Source organism: Pseudahrensia aquimaris (assembly GCF_042676045.1).
Classification (GTDB): Bacteria; Pseudomonadota; Alphaproteobacteria; order Rhizobiales; family Rhizobiaceae; genus Pseudahrensia; species Pseudahrensia aquimaris.
This window is the reverse complement of sequence record NZ_JBHTJV010000025.1, coordinates 18,888-37,754: the sequence shown is the minus strand read 5'-3', so window position 1 is coordinate 37,754 and position 18,867 is coordinate 18,888. Positions and strand designations below refer to the sequence as shown.

The window sequence follows — 18,867 nt, the reverse complement described above, 5'->3', positions numbered from 1 at the left end:
ACGGGGCCCTTTGGTGTTTATGCGGGCACCGCTTGCGCGTGCTCGCGGTGGCTTTGCATCAACCCGATAACGAGACTGAAGCACATGGCCAGAAGCACGATTGTGAACGGGAACCCTGTGCTCCCCGCCATGGCTTGAAGCGCTGTCAGCGCACCAGCTCCCCCTACCAGAAGCAGCGTCGCGGCAACCACGCCTTCAAATGTACACCAGAAAACACGCTGGGCAGCGGGTGCGTCCGTTTTGCCGCCTGCTGTGATCGTATCGATCACCAGAGAGCCGGAATCTGATGATGTCACGAAGAACACCAGAACCAACGCGATGCCGATAAAGGAAGTGATGCCAGACAGCGGCAGCGGTTTGAGCATCTCAAAGAGCTTTAACTCCAGTGCAGCATCTTTCAAGGGCGCGGCCGCATTCGCCGCCACCTGAGAAATAGCCGTGCCACCGAAAACACCCATCCAGACAACGCAAACCAGCGTTGGGATGACGATCACGCAAAAGACGAATTCGCGCACCGTGCGTCCGCGCGAGACGCGGGCAATGAACATGCCCACAAACGGCATGGAAAGCGGCAACAAGTTTGTTGCGTATGCCGCGCTACCATAAACGATCGTCGACAAAATAGTCGATGTCGGGCCGACGATGAAAATGAACGCCAAAAGCAATGCAGCGATTACGATGTTGATCTCGGACAGAACTTTCACGCCGCCATCAAGGCCACGCAACACCGAAATCAAGGCAAGGCCTGTTATTGCTCCGATGAGCAGCACTTTTGCCAAAGGCCCGGTTCCCCAGCCGAACAAGAAGTTCAGACCGGCAAGCGCTTGTTCCGTACCGAAGCCCAACGAAGTCGCCAGCCCGAACAGGGTGGCAAATACCGCAAGGATATCGATGGTGTGGCCCCACCAACCCCAGATACGCTCGCCCAATATGGGATAAAATGCCGAGCGCAGGGTGAGCGGCAAACCGCGGTTAAATGTGAAGAAAGCAAGCGACAAAGCAACAACCGCATAGATCGCCCACGGATGCAGCGCCCAATGAAAGATTGTGGCAGCCATAGCAAGATTGCGGGCTGACTCAACATCGCCAACAGCCGCCTCAAGTGGCGCCCAGTCGGTTCGAACACCGGCCTCTGCAGCCGTGCCTCCCATCGAAGAAGCAAAGTGGGACATCGGCTCAGACACGCCAAAAAACATAAGCCCAATGCCCATGCCCGCAGCAAACAACATCGCAAACCAACCGGAATAACTGTAGTCCGGCGTCGCGTTGTCGCCCCCGAGGCGTATTTTGCCAAGCGGTGTGACCATCACAAAGATGCACAAAATGACAAAGAAATTGGCGGCGCTCAAGAAGAACCAATCGAACGTCAACGTCAGCATAGGCCGAAGCCAGCCGAAGAATTCTGCCGCCTGCGTTTGAAACGCTAGTGTGATGAACACGAACGCCACAACCAACAATCCAGAGACCAAAAAGACAGGGTTATGAATATCCAGCCCAAAGGGCGTGATATTGTGCTGACCTATCTAGAAGTCGGTATCGATTGGATGGGGCGCCAGATCGTCTTGCTCTAGTCCGGCCACGCTTGCGGTTGTGGTGTCCGCACTCGTAACGAAGCTCCCTTTCGTTTCTCCCAACCGTGCGAGTGTGTCGGGATCATTTGGGAATGATGACTCTATTTACATCAAAACGCTGGTTTACCTGAGGCAATATGAACAGTGCGCAGACTTTTGAAGGGAAAAACGACTATTTATCAGATCTCTAACAACCTCAACTGCCACGCCCTAGAAGACTACGCGATTGCGGCCCTTGTCCTTGGCTTCATAAAGGCGCTCATCTGAAACCTTTAGGAGTTGGGCGGCGTTTGCAATGCCGTCTGATGTGGCGGCAACACCGATTGAGACGGTGGGGCGCAGGATCACTTGCCCCACGTCGACACGCATCTCCGCGATCATTCTGCAAACACGCTCGGCAAAAGGGCGGATCTGGTCTTCTCGGGAAAATGGCGCGACAATACAAAACTCCTCGCCGCCGGTCCGCGCAACGATGTCATGTTCTCGGGTGAGTTGCTGCAACCGCTTGGCCAGTTCCTTCAGCACGATATCACCAACATCGTGGCCATAGGTGTCGTTGACGCTTTTGAAATGGTCAAGATCAAGCGTCAGCAGCGCAAGCGGCGCTTTGATGCGGCTGAACTCACGTATGTATTCGCCCAGAGCACGCTCAAAATAGCGACGATTGTAAAGCCCGGTCAGCGGATCGGTCACGACCTCAACTTCCAGCTTAGCAGCGTGGTCGGTCAGTTTCGCCTGCTCCAGATTTGCCTTGCGCAGCAACGGCACTGTGAAAAACAGGCCAAATATAAGCGTCAGCGCCATAACGAAAACCGCGATTTCCCAAGTCGACAGCCCCCACTCGCGGCTACCCGATACGGAGGGGAAACCACCGTGATTAACGAAAGCGTAGACAGCCAAGGCCAGGCTGGTGGTCGCACCTGCCGTGTAAACCCAAAAAGCTGTGTCAGCCAGCCTGCGCAAGTCAATTCCCATTGCTGTTTGCCGCGAACGACAACAGGCGGATTCCGCGCAACAATTTCCAGTTGCCCCAACCGCCCCACGGTCAATGGAAAAAAGTAACACTGAAAGTCTAAATCAGCCGCTAATGCGTGGGTTTCCTTGCCGCATCGCTGGATTATTGACCGCCATGCACCTTCCATTTTTCGCCCAAACGGTTGCGAAACCAAGTTGATTGGCGCTTGGCATATTGCCTTGTCGCTGTTTTTAAAAGATTTTCTGTCTCGCTAAGACTTTGTTCACCACGAATGTATGACCCTATTGCAGAAACCCCAATCGCTCGCAAAGCGGTTGCATCCCGCGGCAAATTGAGCGCCAGCAGCGCTCGAACCTCATCAATCGCTCCACCATCCAGCATGGCACCAGCCCGTTGATCTATCCGCTTGTGCAAAGTGGAACGAGGAGGCATCAACAAATGCTTCTGAAGCCGCTTACCGGAGAGAAAACCGCTGTTCTGATCGTCCTCGTGAAAGCTCGCCAAAGGCTTGCCATGCGCCAACACAACTTCCAGCGTCCGCGCAATGCGATGGCTATCTCCCGGCTTTAAGCGGGCTGCTGCCGCTGGATCAAGTTGTGCCAGCTTGGCGTGCATGTGGGGTGCGCCCCGATCAATCAATTCCTGGCGCACGCCCTCGCGCACATCTTCTGGAATGGGTGGCACAGCCGAAAGCCCCTCCTCCAGCGCCATAAAATACAATCCCGTTCCACCAACGAAAATCGGAACACGGCCCCGCTTAGTCACATCGCTAAACGCGGCCTCAGCATGTTGAACCCACTGCGCGGCCGAATATGAGAGCCGAGGGTCCACGTGGGCGTAAAGATGATGCGGCACCCGCTCCAAGTCTTCCTTTGGAGGCCGCGCCGTCAATACATTCAAAACGGGGTAAACTTGCATCGAATCCGTATTGATGATCTCGCCATCAACCCGCTCGGCCAAATCGACTGCAAAGGCCGACTTGCCGCTGGCGGTTGGCCCCGCTATCAAAATCGCATCCAATTGCGGCACCGCAAATCCTCACTTCTTCAGTCGAGACCGTCCCACAAGATGATTACCGCCCAACGTGTCGCGACACTGATCGCCAACCCGGCCAATCCATGCCTCACACCGCAAATCGCTGATGCCGCACGTGATAGCGTAAGAGCACGCGCCGTCTACTTTTTAGCTGACGGCATCGCCTGCGATATCCCGCTGCCGGAAGATACCAAAATCGCCCGCGAGCACATTCTCGTTGCCCTCGAAGACATATCCTCCAACCTCGCCATTGATGTGGTTGTGCAGGATGCCGATGCACGACGCAAGAAAGTGCTGTTGGCGGATATGGATTCCACATTGATCCAGCAGGAATGCATCGACGAGTTGGCAGCCGAAGCCGGCGTTGGAGACCGCGTGGCAGATATCACAGCCCGTGCCATGCGGGGTGAAATTGAATTCGAACCAGCTCTGCGTGAGCGCGTGGGGCTGCTGAAGGGCCTGCCTCTGACCATAATCAACGACGTGCTGGAAAAGCGCATCACATTGATGCCGGGAGCAGAACAATTGACGGCAACAATGAAGGCTCATGGTGCTTATTGTGCGCTCGTCTCTGGAGGCTTCACACAGTTCACCAGCAGGATAGCGCAGCGCCTCGGTTTCGATGAAAACCGCGCAAATGTTTTGGGCGTGGATGGCGACCACTTGTCGGGAGAGGCGATCCCGCCGATTTTGGGTCGTCAGGCAAAGGTCGATGCTCTTGAAGACATCATTGCCAGCCGCAATCTCGTGGCCGACGACGTCATCGCCGTGGGCGATGGCGCGAACGATTTGGCCATGCTGGCTCGCGCTGGTTCGGGCGTTGCTCTACACGCAAAACCGATCGTTGCCGAACAAGCCAAAATGCGTATCGACCACGGAGATCTGACAGCCTTGCTCTATATCCAAGGCTACCGCAAAGCAGATTTTTCAGGATGAATCAGCACTTTAAGCGATCCAATTGAATTATAAAAAAGACGCCTCAAGCCATTGCTTAAAGGCGCCTTTTTAATTTCAGACCAAGACTTCTATTCTACTCGAGTGACAGAACGACGAAACCCAACTGACCATCAGGCGATGAAATCAGAAGCAACGCTTTCTTGCGTCCTTCCTTCTTCAGTGCCGCGAACCGTGCTTCAACTTCCGCTGGTGTCGATACCGCTTCCTGCCCGATTTCGGAAAGCACAGCGCCAGCCTTCACGCCTTTCTCGGCAGCGACTGATCCGTCTTCTACCGCTGTGATCAACACGCCTTTGGTTTCCGAATTGATCTTGAATTCGCTGCGTGCTTCATCGGTTAACTCGCCAAAGGTCATGCCCAATGCGCTTACGGTTTTGCTTTCTTCAGCATCACCGGAATTCTCTCCGGCCGCCATCGCCTTTTCGCCATCTTCCAGACGGCCAACAGCCACCTTTATATTCTCTTCTTTGCCTTTGCGCAGCACAACAACATCGACGGATTTTCCGACCTCTGTGTCGGCAACAATCCGTGGCAGATCCCGCATTTCGTCGACGGATTTCCCATCGAATGTCAGCACAACGTCACCGACCTTGATGCCCGACTTTTCTGCCGGACCTTTCGGCGTAACACCTGCAACAAGCGCACCGCGAGCACTGGTCATGCCAAGCGCTTCCGCTTCGTCCTCATTGACCGGCTGAATGGATACACCCAACCAGCCGCGGCGCGTTTCACCAAAATTGCGCAACTGGTCAATTACGCCGGTAGCAAGACTGGATGGAATGGAAAAGCCCAAACCAATCGAGCCACCCGATGGTGAGATGATAGCAGTGTTGATGCCAATAACCTCTCCGTTCATGTTGAACAGTGGGCCACCAGAGTTGCCTCGGTTGATCGCGGCATCTGTCTGGATGAAGTTGTCATAGGGTCCGGAGTTAATATCGCGGTTGATGGCAGAAATGATACCGAGCGTGACCGATGAGCCCTGTCCGAAGGGGTTGCCGATTGCCATAACCCAGTCCCCCACCCGCGAAGACTTCGAGGCGCCGAACGCAACAGCTTGAAGCGGCTTTTCCGGCGTCACTTTCAAAACCGCAATATCTGTTTTTGGGTCAGTGCCAACCACCGTGGCGATCAATTTTGAACCATCGGTGAAGTCCACGGTGATTTCGTCAGCATCCGCGATCACATGGTTGTTCGTAATAATGATGCCTTCGGGATCAATGACAAAACCCGAACCGAGAGATTGCACTTTACGCGAACGAGGCGCGTTTCGGCGCTGTTGCTGTTGTCCATTGCGGTTGTTGAAGAATTCGTCGAAAAACTCCTGAAACGGCGAACCATCAGGCACTTGCGGGCGCGGGGCTCGCTGACCGGGACCGGAAGCGACGTTTTGTGAAGTGGAAATATTCACGACAGCGCCCAGCAGATTCTCCGCCAGATCCGCCACTGATGCAGGACCAGCAGCGTAAGCGGTAACCGTGCCGGACACGGGTGCCACCGTCACAGCAAAGGCCAACGCAGCCGTCTTAAGGAATTTCTTGAATGTCATGGATTTTCTCCTGAAGTCCGACGAGCCGGATGCACTGCGCAGTGCCAATGACTAAAACCCGCAAATGGGGCGTTTGATTGTCACCATCAAGCCCGATTTGGTGGAAAAGGGGAAGCCTAGAACGCTCACATTGGCTGATATTTGCGCGATTGAGGCAATTGGTCCTAAGCACGCCAAACAAGCAGCCAATTCAGGAAAGTTTAACGGCGCCAAGGCCATAGTGCACCTGCAGTCTTCCGCAGGTGGGCGAAATCGATGGCGAAACTCCAATACAGGCCGGAAATAGACGGGCTACGCGCCATCGCTGTGCTTTCGGTGTTGTTCTATCATGCCGGTTTTACCCTTTTCGGCGGCGGCTTTGTTGGCGTCGATGTGTTCTTCGTCATTTCCGGCTATCTGATCACCAGTCTCATCGTGCGCGAAGTTGGCGAGTCGGGATCATTCCGATTTGGCCGCTTTTATCTGCGCCGCATCAGACGGCTTTTTCCTGCATTGCTCTGCACGGTTTTATTCACATGGGCTGCAGCCTTTATTTTTTTCTCGCCAGCACAAATGCAGGACTTTGCCGCATCAACAATTGCGGCGCTAACCAGCGTATCAAACGTCTATTTCTGGTTTGAGGCCGACTATTTCGATGTTGCCGCGACCACCAAACCGCTGCTGCACACATGGTCCCTCTCGGTAGAAGAGCAATTCTATTTCATCTGGCCCGCAGTGGTGGTTTTCCTGCTCGTGAAGCTGCGCAATCCGGCAGCACTCGCTGTCCTCGGCACAATCTGCATCGCCAGCCTGCTTTTGGCGCAATATTGGCTGGCTGCAGACCGTGATGCCGCCTTCTATCTCCTCCCCGCACGGGTCGTGGAACTCGGCATCGGTGCAGCGCTTGTTTGGCTTCCCAGTACCCGCGCTTTGCCCAATTCGGCTAAAGAGGCCGGGGCCGGAGCGGGCCTGGCGCTAATCGTCTATTCGATCTTCGCCTATGCCCACGACACCCCCTTTCCCGGTGTCGCCTCGCTCATCCCCTGTGTCGGCACAGCCCTATTTATTGCGTTTAGCGATGCCAAATGGGCAAGCGCACCCCTGCGCACTGCACCGATGGTTTGGTTCGGCAAAATCAGCTACTCGCTCTATCTGGTGCATTGGCCGATCGTAGTCTTCTATGCGGTGATTACGCAGAGCCAGCCGGACACTTTCGGTCGCTGGCTCATCATTGCTCTTTCGGTGCTGCTGGGGTGGGTGCAATACCGTTTCATTGAGACCCGCTTTCGCAACAGTGTGCCAAACATGGATCTGCGCTTTGCAGGCGCTGCCGGAGTCTGCGCCATTCTCGTTTCTCTGCCCTCGGCGACCGCCTGGCAGTGGGGAGGAATGGAATGGCGCGTGCCAGCCGAGCGGCGCGTGGCGCAAACGGAAGTCGAAATGCGAAATGCCATGCGCGACCGCTACTGCACTTCCCCCGCACCATCAGGAACGTTTGCAGGCGACCACCGCGATTTGATCACGTGTCAAAACTATCGCGGAAAGCGCCACGACATCATCGTTTGGGGAGACAGCCACGCCCTGCATTTGGCAGCTGGCGTCTCGGAAGCCTACCCGAACTACAACGTCCACATAGCTTATATGAATGGCTGCGTCCCGCAATCCGGTTTCGCAGGCTATGTACGTGACTATGGGAGTACCAAAACCCAAGGCTGCGTTGACCGAAACCTGAAACTCGCCAAGCTGCTCAAAAGCGCACCACCCGCGCACATCTTGATCACTTCAGCAAAACGGTATCAACCGGAACGCATCGCGTACGCCACCTCGCAAATCATCAAGACGTTGAATGATGGAAACCATGCGGTGCGGGTCGTTGCAGACTTCATCCGTCCGGGAAAATCTCTCATTGATTGCGTGAACGTTCCCGCCTTTATGCTGACCGACGAGGCCATATCCCAGCGCTGCACGGGTGATCCAGAAGCTGCTGCGTCCGAACTTTTATACAACGAGCGGTTCGCTGCAGCCCTGCCCGATCTGGTTCGTGTAAGCGATCTGCAATGTGCCGGAGGCGATTGCACCTTTATTCGCAACGGCCAGCTGCTTTACCGCGACAGCCACCATTTCAACATCGAGGGCTCAATCCACTTCACCCGCCTTGCTCGCAATCGTTTGGCAATCACGACGAAGGGTTGGGGCGCACGTTTGGCCGCCTATGAGAAAAACAATGGAAAATACAAACTGGGTGGTGATCCTGCACTGGTCCAATCACCAGCGAATGCATCAGGGATAGATGCGACAGGAACGATCTCGGGAAACTGATCGCTAACCACGAACCAGCCAGACAAGCCCCACCCCGATCACAAGGGCGATCATTCCGCCCTTGCGCAAATATGACTCGTTCATTTGAGAGACTTCGAATGCCATTTTCCGCGCCTGTGCGGGAAGGCCAGCATAGAGTGCGCCCTCAAGGGCAAGAAACAGGCCGATGGCAACGAGCAGGTCACTCATGGCTCACCGGCCTGTCGATTTGCTTAGTTTCCAGCCGCAGGAGCGGCTGGCACACCGTTAGCGTCTTTGAAGAACTGGAAGAACTCGGAGTTGGGCGACAGAACCATTGTCGTCCCAGCATTCTCCAAAGCCTCTTCATAGGCCCGCATCGAGCGATAGAAAGCGAAAAACTCAGGATCGCGACTGTAGGCATCAGCGAAAATACCGTTGCGTTCACCCTCGCCTTCACCGCGAAGAATTTCAGCTTCGCGCTGTGCTTCGGCCTTGATTTCGACAACTTCACGATCGGCTACCGAGGTGATGCGACGGGCAGCTTCCTGACCACGCGCACGAATACGCTCGGCTTCCGCAAGACGCTCTGCGCTCATACGCTCAAACGTTTGATCAGAGACTTCAGCCGTAAGGTCGGTTCGACGAATACGAACATCCACCACTGTCAATCCGAGATCGTTAGCGTCGCTCGAAATTGATGCGCGAACTTCTTGCATCATCACGGCACGTTCTTCCGATAGCGCGGATTCAAAGCCGCGCTTACCATATGTTTCACGCAATGCAGCATCGAGACGGCTTCGAAGACGACTCTCGGCGGCCTGAACGGAGCCTGCAAGCTGACGGCGGAAGGTAGCTGGATTAGAGATGCGATACGTCAAAAACGCATCCACTTCGTAGAACTTACCACCAGCGACCTGAACGCGAATGTCGTCAAGGTCAAACCGCAAAAGACGGTCCTCTACAATCGAGACCGAATCCAAACCAAATGCACCGAATGGTGCTTTGAAATAGAGGCCCGGATCTTTAATCACACGCTTAATCTCACCGAAGCGCAATACGATCGCTTGCTGGCGCTCGTTCACGATGAATAGAGACGACCATACCAGCAGCAAGACAGCCGCAATGAAGATCGCGACAGTTCCTAAACGATTTCCCATTACTGGCTCGCTCCTTGACGTTGTCTATTAATTTCCGGCAGCGGCAGGTAAGGCACAACACCCGTTCCACCTTGTCCGCCTGCACCACCGCCCTCGACGATGACTTTGTTACCGGCCTTCAAAACCTTTTCCATAGTCTCCAAGAAAAGCCGCTTGCGGGTCACTTCCGGTGCCAACGCGTATTGGTCATAGACTGAGATGAAACGCTGCGCCTCACCCTTTGCTTCTTCAACGACACGGCGTTTGTAAGCTGCCGCGTCCTCTCGGATCTGGGCCGCCTCACCACGGGCTGCACCAAGAACACGGTTGCGGTAACGGTTGGCTTCTTCTTGGAACTTGTCTTCGTCCTGTTCGGCGCGCTGCACCTCGTCAAACGCGTCCGCCACCTTGGGCGGCGGCGCCACGTCTTCGATGTTCAATGCGCGAATGGCAATGCCGGCGCCGTAATCATCGAGCGTTTTTTGAACGATGGCACGAACTTCTTCACCAACACCCTGACGGTTGTCACGGAAAGTATCTTGAGCCGGACGACGACCGACAACTTCGCGCATCGCGCTCTCGCCAACTTCCCGGACGATGGCGTCGGGTTCGGCAACATTGAACAGGAAGTCCTTCGCATTCGCGATGGAATACTGAATGGTGAACTGCACATCGAGAATATTCTGGTCACCGGACAGCATCAAACCCTGGCGGTTCGAACCGCGACCAGCCGCACCGATATTGACCTGCTTTTCAACAATCTGAACTTTCTCGGCCGATTCGATGGGCCACCACGCAAAGTGCAGCCCTTCCGACGAAACCTCGTCTTTTGGCACGCCGAAGCGCGTCTCAACACCCAATTCGTCGGGGCCGACTTGATAAGCAGACGCGAACAGCCAAGCACCGACAGCTACAAATCCAAGCACAGCAAAACCAGCAGCACCTATACCAGGACCCGCGCCGCCGCCTGGCAACGCGCCTCTGAGCCGCTCTTGGCCTTTGCGGATGATTTCTTCCAGATCCGGTGGCTGGTTACCGCCACCACCCGGCCCACCGGGCCTCTGTGGCCCACGCGGACCTTGGCCCCACGGGCCGCCAGTCGGGCCGCCGCTGCCATTGTTTCCACCACCGGTTTGGTTACTCCAGGGCATTGCAATTCCTTGTTCTAACGGGGGCTTTCAAATGTTGAATATACCGCCCAGCTTAGGGTCTCAGTTGTTATAGGGATGCCCCCCATCCCTTTCAACGCGGCGGGAGACGATTTAGGGCTTAGTAGGCAACCATTTAGCTGACGGATTGTCGCGGATGCATCAAACGGAGCCGTTAACCGGCTTTCTTACGTCGATATACGCGATAAGTGGTGGTCGCGCTGTCTTTTTCGCCAGCGGGAACCGGCTCTTCATGCACGGCCTGCCATACCGCAAGATCGATAGCAGGAAACACCGTATCGCCCTGCGGTGAAGCATGGACTGTCGTTACATGCAAAACGTCCGCTCGATCCATCGCTTGAGCATAAATTTGCCCACCGCCGACAACACACAGTTCATCAACTCCGTCAGCGTTCGCAATTTCAAGAGCCAAATCGAAGGCCTTGTCCAGCGAGCCTACTGCAACAACGCCTTCCGCCTGCCACTCGCTGTCACGGGTCACAACAATAGAGGTTCGGCCCGGCAACGCCTTGCCAATACTGTCGAACGTCTTGCGCCCCATAATCATCGGTTTTCCCAGCGTCAGTTTTTTGAACCGCTGCAAATCAGTCGACAAACGCCAAGGCATATCGCCATCAGCGCCAATGACGCCATTCTCGGCCGCCGCAACGACAATAGATACATCAACCATCAAACAGCCACCGGCGCTTTGATATGAGGATCGGCCTCATAACCCACCAGTTCAAAATCATCGAAAGTGAAGGCGAAAATATCGCGAACATTGGGGTTTATCTTCATTTGCGGCAGAGCTTTAGGTTTGCGGGTTAGTTGCAACTTTGCCTGCTCAAAATGGTTGGAATACAGATGAGCATCGCCAAACGTATGGACGAAATCACCTGTCTCCAAATCGCAAACCTGCGCCATCATCATCGTCAGCAGTGCATAAGAGGCGATGTTAAAGGGCACACCGAGAAAAATGTCGGCTGATCGCTGATACAACTGGCACGACAGCTTGCCGTCAGCGACATAAAACTGGAAGAGGCAATGGCAAGGTGGCAGCGCCATCTCATCCACCTGCGCCGGGTTCCACGCGGAAACGATCAAGCGCCGTGATTCCGGGTTTGCTTTAATCTGCGCCACCAAATTCTCAATCTGATCCACGGTGCCGCCATCGGGCTTCGGCCATGAACGCCACTGCACACCATAGACGGGTCCAAGTTCTCCGCTCTCGTCCGCCCATTCATCCCAAATCGAAACACCGTTCTCTTTCAGATAGCCAATATTCGACGAGCCCTTCAGAAACCACAGAAGTTCATGGACAATGGATTTCAGGTGCAATTTTTTTGTTGTGAGCACAGGAAAGCCTTCGCTCAAATCAAACCGCATCTGATGGCCAAAAATTGAGCGAGTGCCCGTGCCAGTGCGGTCGCCGCGGTCGGTGCCTGTGTCCAGCACTTTTGCCAATAGATCGTGATATTGTTGCATCGTGCCGCCTCGGCAGTTGTACCAACTCTTTGGCGACTCTCTTAGCGAGTTTGCCAATAGCGCACCATCGCATCGGGCTGTTTGCCACAAATGGTTTTCGCTCAACTTTGCTTTTTCGTTGCACGCAATGCCCGTTTTAATTCACAGCGCTCCTGCCCAACGGACAGAAAAGACTGGTATCGCGTGCCAAAACCCCGCAATTTGACGTTGCGGAATAATCCGAGACACCTTACCTTACGTAAGATAAGAACAGGGATGGACTTCGAATGAGCAAAAGAGACGATCTGATCGCAAAATATGCCGACGATCTCAAAAACAAATGCGGCATGACCCCAGACATGGATTTGTTGACCAAAGTCACGATCGGCTGTGGACCTTCAATTTATAACGCAGACGCTTCCACCGTTTCAGGTTCCGATCCGAGCGAACTGGAAACCGTCAAGAACAACTTCTTGATCAAGAAACTTGGCTTGGCGAACTCTGCCGATCTCGACACCGCAATTAACAGCGTGATCGAGACCTATGGCAAGTCAGAGCGCAATAAATACCGGGCGGTAGTGTATTACATGCTCACCAAGCATTTCGGAAAGGAAGGCGTTTACTCGTAAGCGCCCAACTTCTCCGAAATAGACCGCTCCCAAGCTGCACCACCCCCCAATCCCAGGTTCGGCTGGGGGCGGTCGTCATAACCCATCCAATATACACTATTGTGCTATTTTATCTCCGGCCAATTCTTATCGGCCGATTTTATAAATTCAGTACGATTGCCGTCCCACTGTTTCTTAACGCCCAATGAGAAGTTCAGATACAGGCGACCATCCACAATCGAAAATGCCTCGGGCACGGTCTTCGCGATGTAACCCTTTGCGGCTGCAAACGCACAATGACCGCCGTATTTCGGCGCATATTTCGTCGGGTTGCTAAGAAAAGTGTCGCGGTTTGCCGCAGAAGCAAAGTGCAACTTAACGCCTTCCCAATCGGCTGAAAACGACGCATTGCCCTTCACGGGCTTTCCTTCGGTGAAATATGCAACCGGATCATATCCGTTGATCGCAACACCCTTAGTTGTGCCGGTGAAGGCACGCGCCTGCGCGCTATTGAGAGTAGTCATAGCCAAAGCGGCGGCTGATAGAGCAAGCGTGAAAACAAAAGCGCGACGGTTCATAGCGGTTCGTCCTTGAAGTTTATATTGATCAAAAACTAGTCAAAGCCTGGTTCAACTGCACGTCACAAGATCGTCAGACCTCTGAGAGCGCCAAAGAAAAAGGCGACACCTCTCGGCATCGCCCTTTTCCGCAACTTGTTCAATCTGGCGCTTAGAGCGAGGCCAATTTGCCGTGATGCTTGGCCACGAGATAGTAAAAGGTGACGCGGTTCTTTTGGCGATCGCCTTTCATTTCTTCGCAGACTTTTCCGATCACTTCATCGCAAGCTGACGCGTCGGTTTCACCGAGCTTTTTCATCGACCATTTTTCGCGAACGCGGTCCAGTTCCGTTGTGTCGGAGCATGACACAAGAGAAGAATCCTTGCCTTTAAGGGCGATGCCCAAATGCTTTACGATCTTTTCGATTGTATCCGCATCGGCACCCGAATCATAACGTTGAACGTCGCTGAGATAGTCACTCATAAATTGTCCTTCCCTCGATTGTTGAAGAATTGCCTTCTTTAACAATCACCTGTTCTAAAATAATGGAGAGCTTTGACCGGCCCTGCGGGGCCATCAAGTAAAAGATCGTGCACTCTCCTCGTACGTTTCAAAGTCTGGCCTTTTCAGAACGCATTGCCAACCCTATATTGGGAATTGTCGGCGCAAGCCGTCTATGGCGATAAATGACCTTTGTAATAAGCCATTCGGACCCGGGGGCGGTACCCGGCGCCTCCACCAAGCCGCTTGAAACGGCAAGCAGCTTGGCGGGGGCGAAACAGGATCGACGAGGGTGTAAAGACTGCGTTTTCGCTCGGCATGGTACCCACCGATATCGGGCCATTATAGTAGTTGCAAATGATAACAACTATGTGGAAACCGCAGTCGCAGCGTAAGCTGTGCCTAACGTTTCAAATTAAGTCCTAGCGGTTCACACCCTTAGGCGGGGTTCGGAGGCACCTGGCAACAGAAGCCTCCACTTTATTTATGCATCGGTCTATGGTGACCGCAGCAAAAACGGAGCTGACCGCAAGCCAATGGCTGACCTGACAGATACACCAGAAGTCGAAGATCTAATCCGCTACGATATTCTCGCTCAGGAGGCCCTGCGCGGCGTGGTGAAAAAAGTGCTGCATGAGGTTGCCCGTATCGGAACGTTGCCGGGCGAGCATCACTTCTACATCACCTTCGACACCAGCGCACCAGGCGTGAAATTGTCCCCTCGCATGAAAGCCAAATACCCTGAAGAGATGACAATCGTCGTCCAACATCAGTTTTGGGATTTGAAAACTACAGATAACGGCTTTTCCATCGGCCTTTCTTTTAACGAAATTCCCGAGACACTGGTTGTTCCCTATTCAGCCATCCGCGGTTTCTTCGATCCTGCGGTTCAGTTCGGTCTGCAATTTGATGCAGATGAGACTGAAGGCGCAGAGGATACCGCCAAAGCGCTGGAAAGTGGCGTGACGCCCCTGCCCGCGCTCGAAAATGCCAACGGCAAGAAGGCACAGAGTGACGCGCAAAACGACTCAGCAAACACCGAAGATGGGCATGATACCGACGATGATGGCGATGGCAGCAGCGCCGAAGTCGTCTCGCTAGATGCCTTTCGCAAAAAATAAAATCAGCCTGAGGCAGTCCCTGGTTTACGGATGAAGAAGCACTCCGTTTCCATTCGCGGTCATTCCACATCGTTTTCTCTGGAAGACCAATTTTGGGATGAGTTAAAGCTCATCGCCAAGCGCAACAACCAGTCCATCGCGCATCTGGTGACCCAAATAGACGCCAAGCGCAGCGCGGACGAAAATCTTTCCTCTGCGCTGCGCCTGTTCGTTCTAGCCCATGTGAAACTGCGCGCAGAAAAACAGTCCTAGTCGGAGACCGATGGAATCCATTGACGCGGCGTGCCAGCAGCAGGAACCACCCCTTCACCCGACAGGCTTTCGCGCACTTTACGCGTTAGATCCTGCAACACATCATCGCTATTGCTTTCGCGCTCCGGCACAGGCGTGGGTGCAGGCAAAGCTTCACGCAAACGCCTCTGTTCCTCTGCCGCACGCTGGGCAGCCGCCTCTTCTTCCCGCAACCGCTGCGCCCGTTCCCGGGCTTGGCGAGCAAGAACTATTGCGCGGCTTTCGCGCGACAGCCTCTGCCGTTCAAGAATAGCGGCTTGCTGGCGCACGAAATCGCGCTCGCGCTCTTCCGCCGAGCGTTGCGCGAGAAAAGTCTCCATAGGGGTGGTATCAACTGAACGCTGAAGTTCACCGGGCTTGCCCTGAAGCAATACTGAAAGCTGTGGTGCCGCCCCAACGACGGCCTCCTGTCCGGCATCAAACGCAATGCGGGCGTTGAAATCTGTTTCCAGATCAGCAAGCAAAATCCTCAAATCCATGGTGCCATTAATTTTGTCGTTGCCAAAAGCAACGTCATTTGCCCGAACAAATCCGGAGGAGACGGAAAACGGGATATCCATATTCAGAAAGCCGGTAGCCCCATTGAACAAACCCGCTTCTACAATTTGCTCACCGCTTACTCCCGTCAACTCGCTACCGGCCTTACTGTTTGCAGCATCGTTGGCAGCAAGCAATTTGGGCAAGATATCAGCGTTCAGACCGACAATGCGCAACGGCGCAATACTCACCTCACCACCACCGGTCAAAGCCTCAATAATTGACGCTTGTTTGTCGCTCGACGCATCAAAATTGAATGTTGCTTCAACCACGCCTTCGCCGCCAAAGTCATAGCCAAGAGCCACTAACAGTCTGGCCAGATCTGCGTCGCTAAGCGTCAGTCGACCGCTCAGAACCTTTGCTTCTCCGGCCGTGCCAAGCGCGACCCGCCCAGTGGCTTGGCCGCCGAAAACCGAAGCCTTTACATCCTCAAAAGCGATGTCGCCATCGCTGACCTTAGCCAGCGTGCTGACCTGCCGCAGCGCCAACAGGCCGCCATTGGGCGCAGTCACCGTGCCTGCGCTCAACGCAATTTCGCCATCCCATCCAGACAACAAACGCCCGTCACCTTCCGGCAAGCCAAAAGCAATCGCCAAAATCGTGTCCCCGTCCAACCGTTCGGTTGAAAGCTGACCGTTTAAACGGGGTCTTAACCCCTTCGCCAAACTGGCCTCCAATCGTCCGCGCAAGTCTGTGGAACCATGAAGGATCGTTAATCGATCAGCGGTCAGCTTGCGTGGCGACAGCGTCAATGCGGCCCTCATTTCACCTGCCAGGCCTTGTCCAAAGCCCGGCAGTGGTAGTCCGGTCAGAGTAATCAGCGTATCGAGATCGGTCGATCGGATATCAACATCCAGTGCGCCAGAAAGACCCATTTGATCGCCAGAAAGTTGCGGCTTCAGATTCCCCTGCATCGCGCCAACAACACCGGCAATATCGAAGCTCGTCAGCGTATCCAGCCCTTCATCCAGCGTACCTTTGGCAGATAAAGTAATATTTCCAGCGCTGCTCGTATCCAGCGGCAAAACGGGCAAGCCAAGCTGCGCCAACAAAACGTCGGAACGCGGGTTAGTAGCTTCCAACAAAAGACTGTTACGCCTTCCAAGCCACGCGCCTTCCCCGTCTATAATGCCTTCAAAACCGACAACACTGCCACCCACGCTGCCTTCCAACGATAAAGCGGACTGCTCAGCAGCAGCGGTTAGCGCAAAGGTCAGATCAGCGTCTTGGGTGAGCCTTGCGTCGTCGAGAAAATGGCTAAAGCGGGAAAGCGATCCAATGCGCCCTTCTAAACGCTCCTCCAAACGCTTCAGTAAGTCACGTAAATCTACAGCCTGAACAGTGCCGCCCAGATTGCCTGTAAACCCTGCATCGCCCTTGCGGATGTTGCCCGTCAGAACCACAGCAGCGCCATCAAGCGAGCCGATGGAGGCCGTTTCCAATGCCAAACTATCAGGCCCAAGAATACCCTTGGCAAAAACTGCCTGCGCCTCAAGTCCAAAGGCGATCAGCTTCTTCGTGGAAATATCAAACTCCAACGGATCGCGCCGCGCAATGTCATCACCACCAAGCAGATTGACCAGCGCCCGCAGCGCATCAAGATCGATGGTGTCGCCAGTCAGTTTCGCCTTCAAGAGAGGAGTATCGCCCACAACCCGCTCAAGACTGCCCCTAAGCAGTTCATTATTCAGCACCAATTCCACATCCCGCGCTTCTGCAACGCCTGCGCCCAGTTTTACATTTCCGGAAAATCCAGCATTTCGCAGACGGCGAATTTCAAGGGGCACATCATCGACAAACCAGCCTGCGAAGCCCGAAGGTTGACGCGAGGCCAGCACCAACGATCCGTCAAATGTCATAGCATCGCGCAACCCCAAATCGCCACGGGCCAAAAGGTCGGTCCGCCCCGGCAATTCTGCCTTAAGTGATGCCAGCGCCCAACCGTCACCGCCCTTTAACGGACTGGCTTCAACCACCACATCACGCACCACCGTATCGCCAGCGACAACGGCTGGAAGCGTGAGATTGATCTTGCCCGGCGAAGTAAAGCGCGGCATCTGCAACAGCAGGACACGCAGCAATTCCAACCGATCTTGCAGCGTCTTTGGTGGGTTCGCCACGGAGTCCGCATCAGCCTCCAGACGTGCAAAATTCACCTGCTGCCCATCGGCGTTTATCTCGAAAGAAGCCTCATCATCGAAGTTTGCAAACGCCGTGCCACTGATCACGTATGGATCTTCCGCGTCACCGATATTCAGTTTGTATTCCGGCACAACAACGCCACGCACACCTATCTTAACCTGCCCTTCCAACACGCCGTTGATAGGTTTGGGAGCCTTTCCACGATCAAATGCGATGCGTGCGGTATCGTTCTGCACAGCAGCAGGTCGAACGCGGAAATTTCCCGAAAACTGCGGTGCGCCTTTGCGAAATATGACAGGGCCGTTGAGATCGAAATCGTAAGCCAGATTCTGGGGCCGAACTTCAAGTTTTACACGCAATTGACCCGTTTTGTTTTCCGCGTCAGCGGCCGTCCAGAGCCCGGTTGTGCCAGCGACCTGATACCGTTCACCAGTTCGACTCACAAAACCTTCTGCTCGCCAAGGCCCGGCAAGCGATCGGGCGGAGCCCTCCAGATCAATATCGCGAACGATCATTTCTCTCTGGTTGATCGTGTCACGCAACCTAACCGCCCCATCCGTGATGGTGAAATTGTTGAGAGCCACATCAGCGGCACGAAAGTCTGCTGGCAATTCAAGGGAGCGAGCCGACCAATCCACCTTGCCGTCTTCGCCAATGCGCAAATCAAGACGCGGTGCAGCCAGCGCCATATCAACGATCACCACATCGCCCTTTAGCAGCGGCGCAAGCTCCATGTTTATGTGAAAAAACTCAGCCGCCAGAATTGGTTTCTCAGCATCACCAACCCGAATTTTTTCGAAGGTAACAGAGGGCAGCGGCAGCAAGCGCGCGGATGTTTGCCCCAAAACCTCGACAGGCTGGCCCACAATGCGGCTGGCTTCACGCTCGAAACGATCGCGAAACTGGTTCCAGTCAACAAAAGGCGGAACTATTAGCGCGGCACAAAGAGCCAAAACCAACAGGCCGCCGAAGAAGACGAACAGTCTCATCGATGTTCAGCCCCTTTCGGTTTGC

At 54.5% G+C, this 18,867-nt stretch carries 17 protein-coding genes and 1 other RNA gene; 6 read left to right on the top strand and 12 right to left on the bottom strand.

What is annotated here, in order from left to right:
* Window positions 1-17: 17 nt before the first annotated feature.
* The 3 genes from ACFQ14_RS14625 to miaA all read right to left on the bottom strand — a co-directional run bounded on the left by ACFQ14_RS14625 (window position 18) and on the right by miaA (window position 3,576).
* Window positions 18-1,523, bottom strand: coding sequence for a BCCT family transporter (locus ACFQ14_RS14625; RefSeq protein WP_377213691.1), 1,506 nt, complete (start codon window positions 1,521-1,523; stop codon window positions 18-20).
* 258 nt (window positions 1,524-1,781) lie between these two features.
* Window positions 1,782-2,546: a GGDEF domain-containing protein gene (locus ACFQ14_RS14620; protein ID WP_377213493.1), complete on the bottom strand. Its 765-nt coding sequence runs from the start codon at window positions 2,544-2,546 to the stop codon at window positions 1,782-1,784.
* Window positions 2,547-2,688: 142 nt separating this feature from the next.
* Window positions 2,689-3,576, bottom strand: a complete 888-nt coding sequence (miaA, locus tag ACFQ14_RS14615) for a tRNA (adenosine(37)-N6)-dimethylallyltransferase MiaA (RefSeq protein ID WP_377213492.1) — start codon at window positions 3,574-3,576, stop codon at window positions 2,689-2,691.
* A 39-nt stretch (window positions 3,577-3,615) separates the two neighbouring features.
* Between miaA and serB the strand changes: the two genes are divergently transcribed.
* Window positions 3,616-4,518, top strand: a complete 903-nt coding sequence (gene serB / locus ACFQ14_RS14610) for a phosphoserine phosphatase SerB (protein ID WP_377213491.1) — start codon at window positions 3,616-3,618, stop codon at window positions 4,516-4,518.
* A gap of 94 nt (window positions 4,519-4,612) precedes the next feature.
* On the opposite strand, the gene ACFQ14_RS14605 is transcribed toward serB, so the two are convergent.
* A complete protein-coding gene (locus ACFQ14_RS14605; protein WP_377213490.1) occupies window positions 4,613-6,088 on the bottom strand; it encodes a DegQ family serine endoprotease in 1,476 nt (491 codons plus the stop codon).
* Window positions 6,089-6,343: 255 nt separating this feature from the next.
* Between ACFQ14_RS14605 and ACFQ14_RS14600 the strand changes: the two genes are divergently transcribed.
* Window positions 6,344-8,386, top strand: a complete 2,043-nt coding sequence (locus ACFQ14_RS14600) for an acyltransferase family protein (RefSeq protein WP_377213489.1) — start codon at window positions 6,344-6,346, stop codon at window positions 8,384-8,386.
* Between the two features lie 3 nt (window positions 8,387-8,389).
* Here ACFQ14_RS14600 and ACFQ14_RS14595 read toward each other — a convergent pair whose 3' ends face one another.
* From ACFQ14_RS14595 to ACFQ14_RS14575, 5 genes are all read right to left on the bottom strand, one after another.
* Window positions 8,390-8,575, bottom strand: a complete 186-nt coding sequence (locus ACFQ14_RS14595) for a DUF2065 domain-containing protein (protein WP_377213488.1) — start codon at window positions 8,573-8,575, stop codon at window positions 8,390-8,392.
* 23 nt (window positions 8,576-8,598) lie between these two features.
* A complete protein-coding gene (gene hflC / locus ACFQ14_RS14590) occupies window positions 8,599-9,504 on the bottom strand; it encodes a protease modulator HflC (RefSeq protein ID WP_377213487.1) in 906 nt (301 codons plus the stop codon).
* Window positions 9,504-10,634, bottom strand: a complete 1,131-nt coding sequence (gene hflK, locus ACFQ14_RS14585) for an FtsH protease activity modulator HflK (RefSeq protein WP_377213486.1) — start codon at window positions 10,632-10,634, stop codon at window positions 9,504-9,506. The genes hflC and hflK overlap by 1 nt, the downstream gene beginning before the upstream one ends.
* A gap of 172 nt (window positions 10,635-10,806) precedes the next feature.
* Window positions 10,807-11,322, bottom strand: coding sequence for a dihydrofolate reductase (locus tag ACFQ14_RS14580; RefSeq protein WP_377213485.1), 516 nt, complete (start codon window positions 11,320-11,322; stop codon window positions 10,807-10,809).
* Window positions 11,322-12,116: a thymidylate synthase gene (locus ACFQ14_RS14575; protein ID WP_377213484.1), complete on the bottom strand. Its 795-nt coding sequence runs from the start codon at window positions 12,114-12,116 to the stop codon at window positions 11,322-11,324. The genes ACFQ14_RS14580 and ACFQ14_RS14575 overlap by 1 nt, the downstream gene beginning before the upstream one ends.
* A gap of 266 nt (window positions 12,117-12,382) precedes the next feature.
* Here ACFQ14_RS14575 and ACFQ14_RS14570 point away from each other — a divergent pair, with 266 nt between their 5' ends.
* On the top strand, window positions 12,383-12,724 hold the full coding sequence (locus tag ACFQ14_RS14570; protein WP_377213483.1) for a DUF2853 family protein: 342 nt from the start codon (window positions 12,383-12,385) through the stop codon (window positions 12,722-12,724).
* A gap of 104 nt (window positions 12,725-12,828) precedes the next feature.
* Here the strand turns inward: ACFQ14_RS14570 and ACFQ14_RS14565 are convergent, their stop codons facing one another.
* Together ACFQ14_RS14565 and ACFQ14_RS14560 are read right to left on the bottom strand one after the other, a co-directional pair.
* Complete coding sequence (locus ACFQ14_RS14565) at window positions 12,829-13,281, bottom strand: YHS domain-containing (seleno)protein (RefSeq protein WP_377213482.1); 453 nt, start codon at window positions 13,279-13,281, stop codon at window positions 12,829-12,831.
* Window positions 13,282-13,432: 151 nt separating this feature from the next.
* A complete protein-coding gene (locus ACFQ14_RS14560; RefSeq protein ID WP_377213481.1) occupies window positions 13,433-13,744 on the bottom strand; it encodes a DUF2853 family protein in 312 nt (103 codons plus the stop codon).
* A gap of 136 nt (window positions 13,745-13,880) precedes the next feature.
* Here ACFQ14_RS14560 and ssrA point away from each other — a divergent pair.
* The 3 genes from ssrA to ACFQ14_RS14545 all read left to right on the top strand — a co-directional run bounded on the left by ssrA (window position 13,881) and on the right by ACFQ14_RS14545 (window position 15,135).
* Window positions 13,881-14,242: a transfer-messenger RNA gene (gene ssrA / locus ACFQ14_RS14555) on the top strand.
* A gap of 56 nt (window positions 14,243-14,298) precedes the next feature.
* Window positions 14,299-14,883 (top strand): SspB family protein, encoded by a 585-nt coding sequence (locus ACFQ14_RS14550; protein ID WP_377213480.1) that lies wholly within the window; start codon window positions 14,299-14,301, stop codon window positions 14,881-14,883.
* Between the two features lie 30 nt (window positions 14,884-14,913).
* Window positions 14,914-15,135, top strand: a complete 222-nt coding sequence (locus ACFQ14_RS14545; RefSeq protein WP_377213479.1) for a ribbon-helix-helix domain-containing protein — start codon at window positions 14,914-14,916, stop codon at window positions 15,133-15,135.
* Here the strand turns inward: ACFQ14_RS14545 and ACFQ14_RS14540 are convergent.
* On the bottom strand, window positions 15,132-18,842 hold the full coding sequence (locus tag ACFQ14_RS14540) for an AsmA family protein (RefSeq protein WP_377213478.1): 3,711 nt from the start codon (window positions 18,840-18,842) through the stop codon (window positions 15,132-15,134). The genes ACFQ14_RS14545 and ACFQ14_RS14540 overlap by 4 nt on opposite strands.
* Window positions 18,843-18,867: the final 25 nt, after the last annotated feature.

Coding starts and splice junctions, on each gene's coding strand:
- ACFQ14_RS14545 (WP_377213479.1), top strand. CDS start 14,914: ATGAAGAAGCACTCCGTTTCCATTCGCGGTCATTCCACATCGTTTTCT.
- serB (WP_377213491.1), top strand. CDS start 3,616: ATGATTACCGCCCAACGTGTCGCGACACTGATCGCCAACCCGGCCAAT.
- ACFQ14_RS14595 (WP_377213488.1), bottom strand. CDS start 8,575: ATGAGTGACCTGCTCGTTGCCATCGGCCTGTTTCTTGCCCTTGAGGGC.
- ACFQ14_RS14560 (WP_377213481.1), bottom strand. CDS start 13,744: ATGAGTGACTATCTCAGCGACGTTCAACGTTATGATTCGGGTGCCGAT.
- ACFQ14_RS14570 (WP_377213483.1), top strand. CDS start 12,383: ATGAGCAAAAGAGACGATCTGATCGCAAAATATGCCGACGATCTCAAA.
- ACFQ14_RS14565 (WP_377213482.1), bottom strand. CDS start 13,281: ATGAACCGTCGCGCTTTTGTTTTCACGCTTGCTCTATCAGCCGCCGCT.
- hflC (WP_377213487.1), bottom strand. CDS start 9,504: ATGGGAAATCGTTTAGGAACTGTCGCGATCTTCATTGCGGCTGTCTTG.
- ACFQ14_RS14580 (WP_377213485.1), bottom strand. CDS start 11,322: ATGGTTGATGTATCTATTGTCGTTGCGGCGGCCGAGAATGGCGTCATT.
- ACFQ14_RS14540 (WP_377213478.1), bottom strand. CDS start 18,842: ATGAGACTGTTCGTCTTCTTCGGCGGCCTGTTGGTTTTGGCTCTTTGT.
- ACFQ14_RS14550 (WP_377213480.1), top strand. CDS start 14,299: ATGGCTGACCTGACAGATACACCAGAAGTCGAAGATCTAATCCGCTAC.
- ACFQ14_RS14620 (WP_377213493.1), bottom strand. CDS start 2,546: ATGGGAATTGACTTGCGCAGGCTGGCTGACACAGCTTTTTGGGTTTAC.
- ACFQ14_RS14600 (WP_377213489.1), top strand. CDS start 6,344: ATGGCGAAACTCCAATACAGGCCGGAAATAGACGGGCTACGCGCCATC.
- ACFQ14_RS14605 (WP_377213490.1), bottom strand. CDS start 6,088: ATGACATTCAAGAAATTCCTTAAGACGGCTGCGTTGGCCTTTGCTGTG.
- hflK (WP_377213486.1), bottom strand. CDS start 10,634: ATGCCCTGGAGTAACCAAACCGGTGGTGGAAACAATGGCAGCGGCGGC.
- ACFQ14_RS14575 (WP_377213484.1), bottom strand. CDS start 12,116: ATGCAACAATATCACGATCTATTGGCAAAAGTGCTGGACACAGGCACC.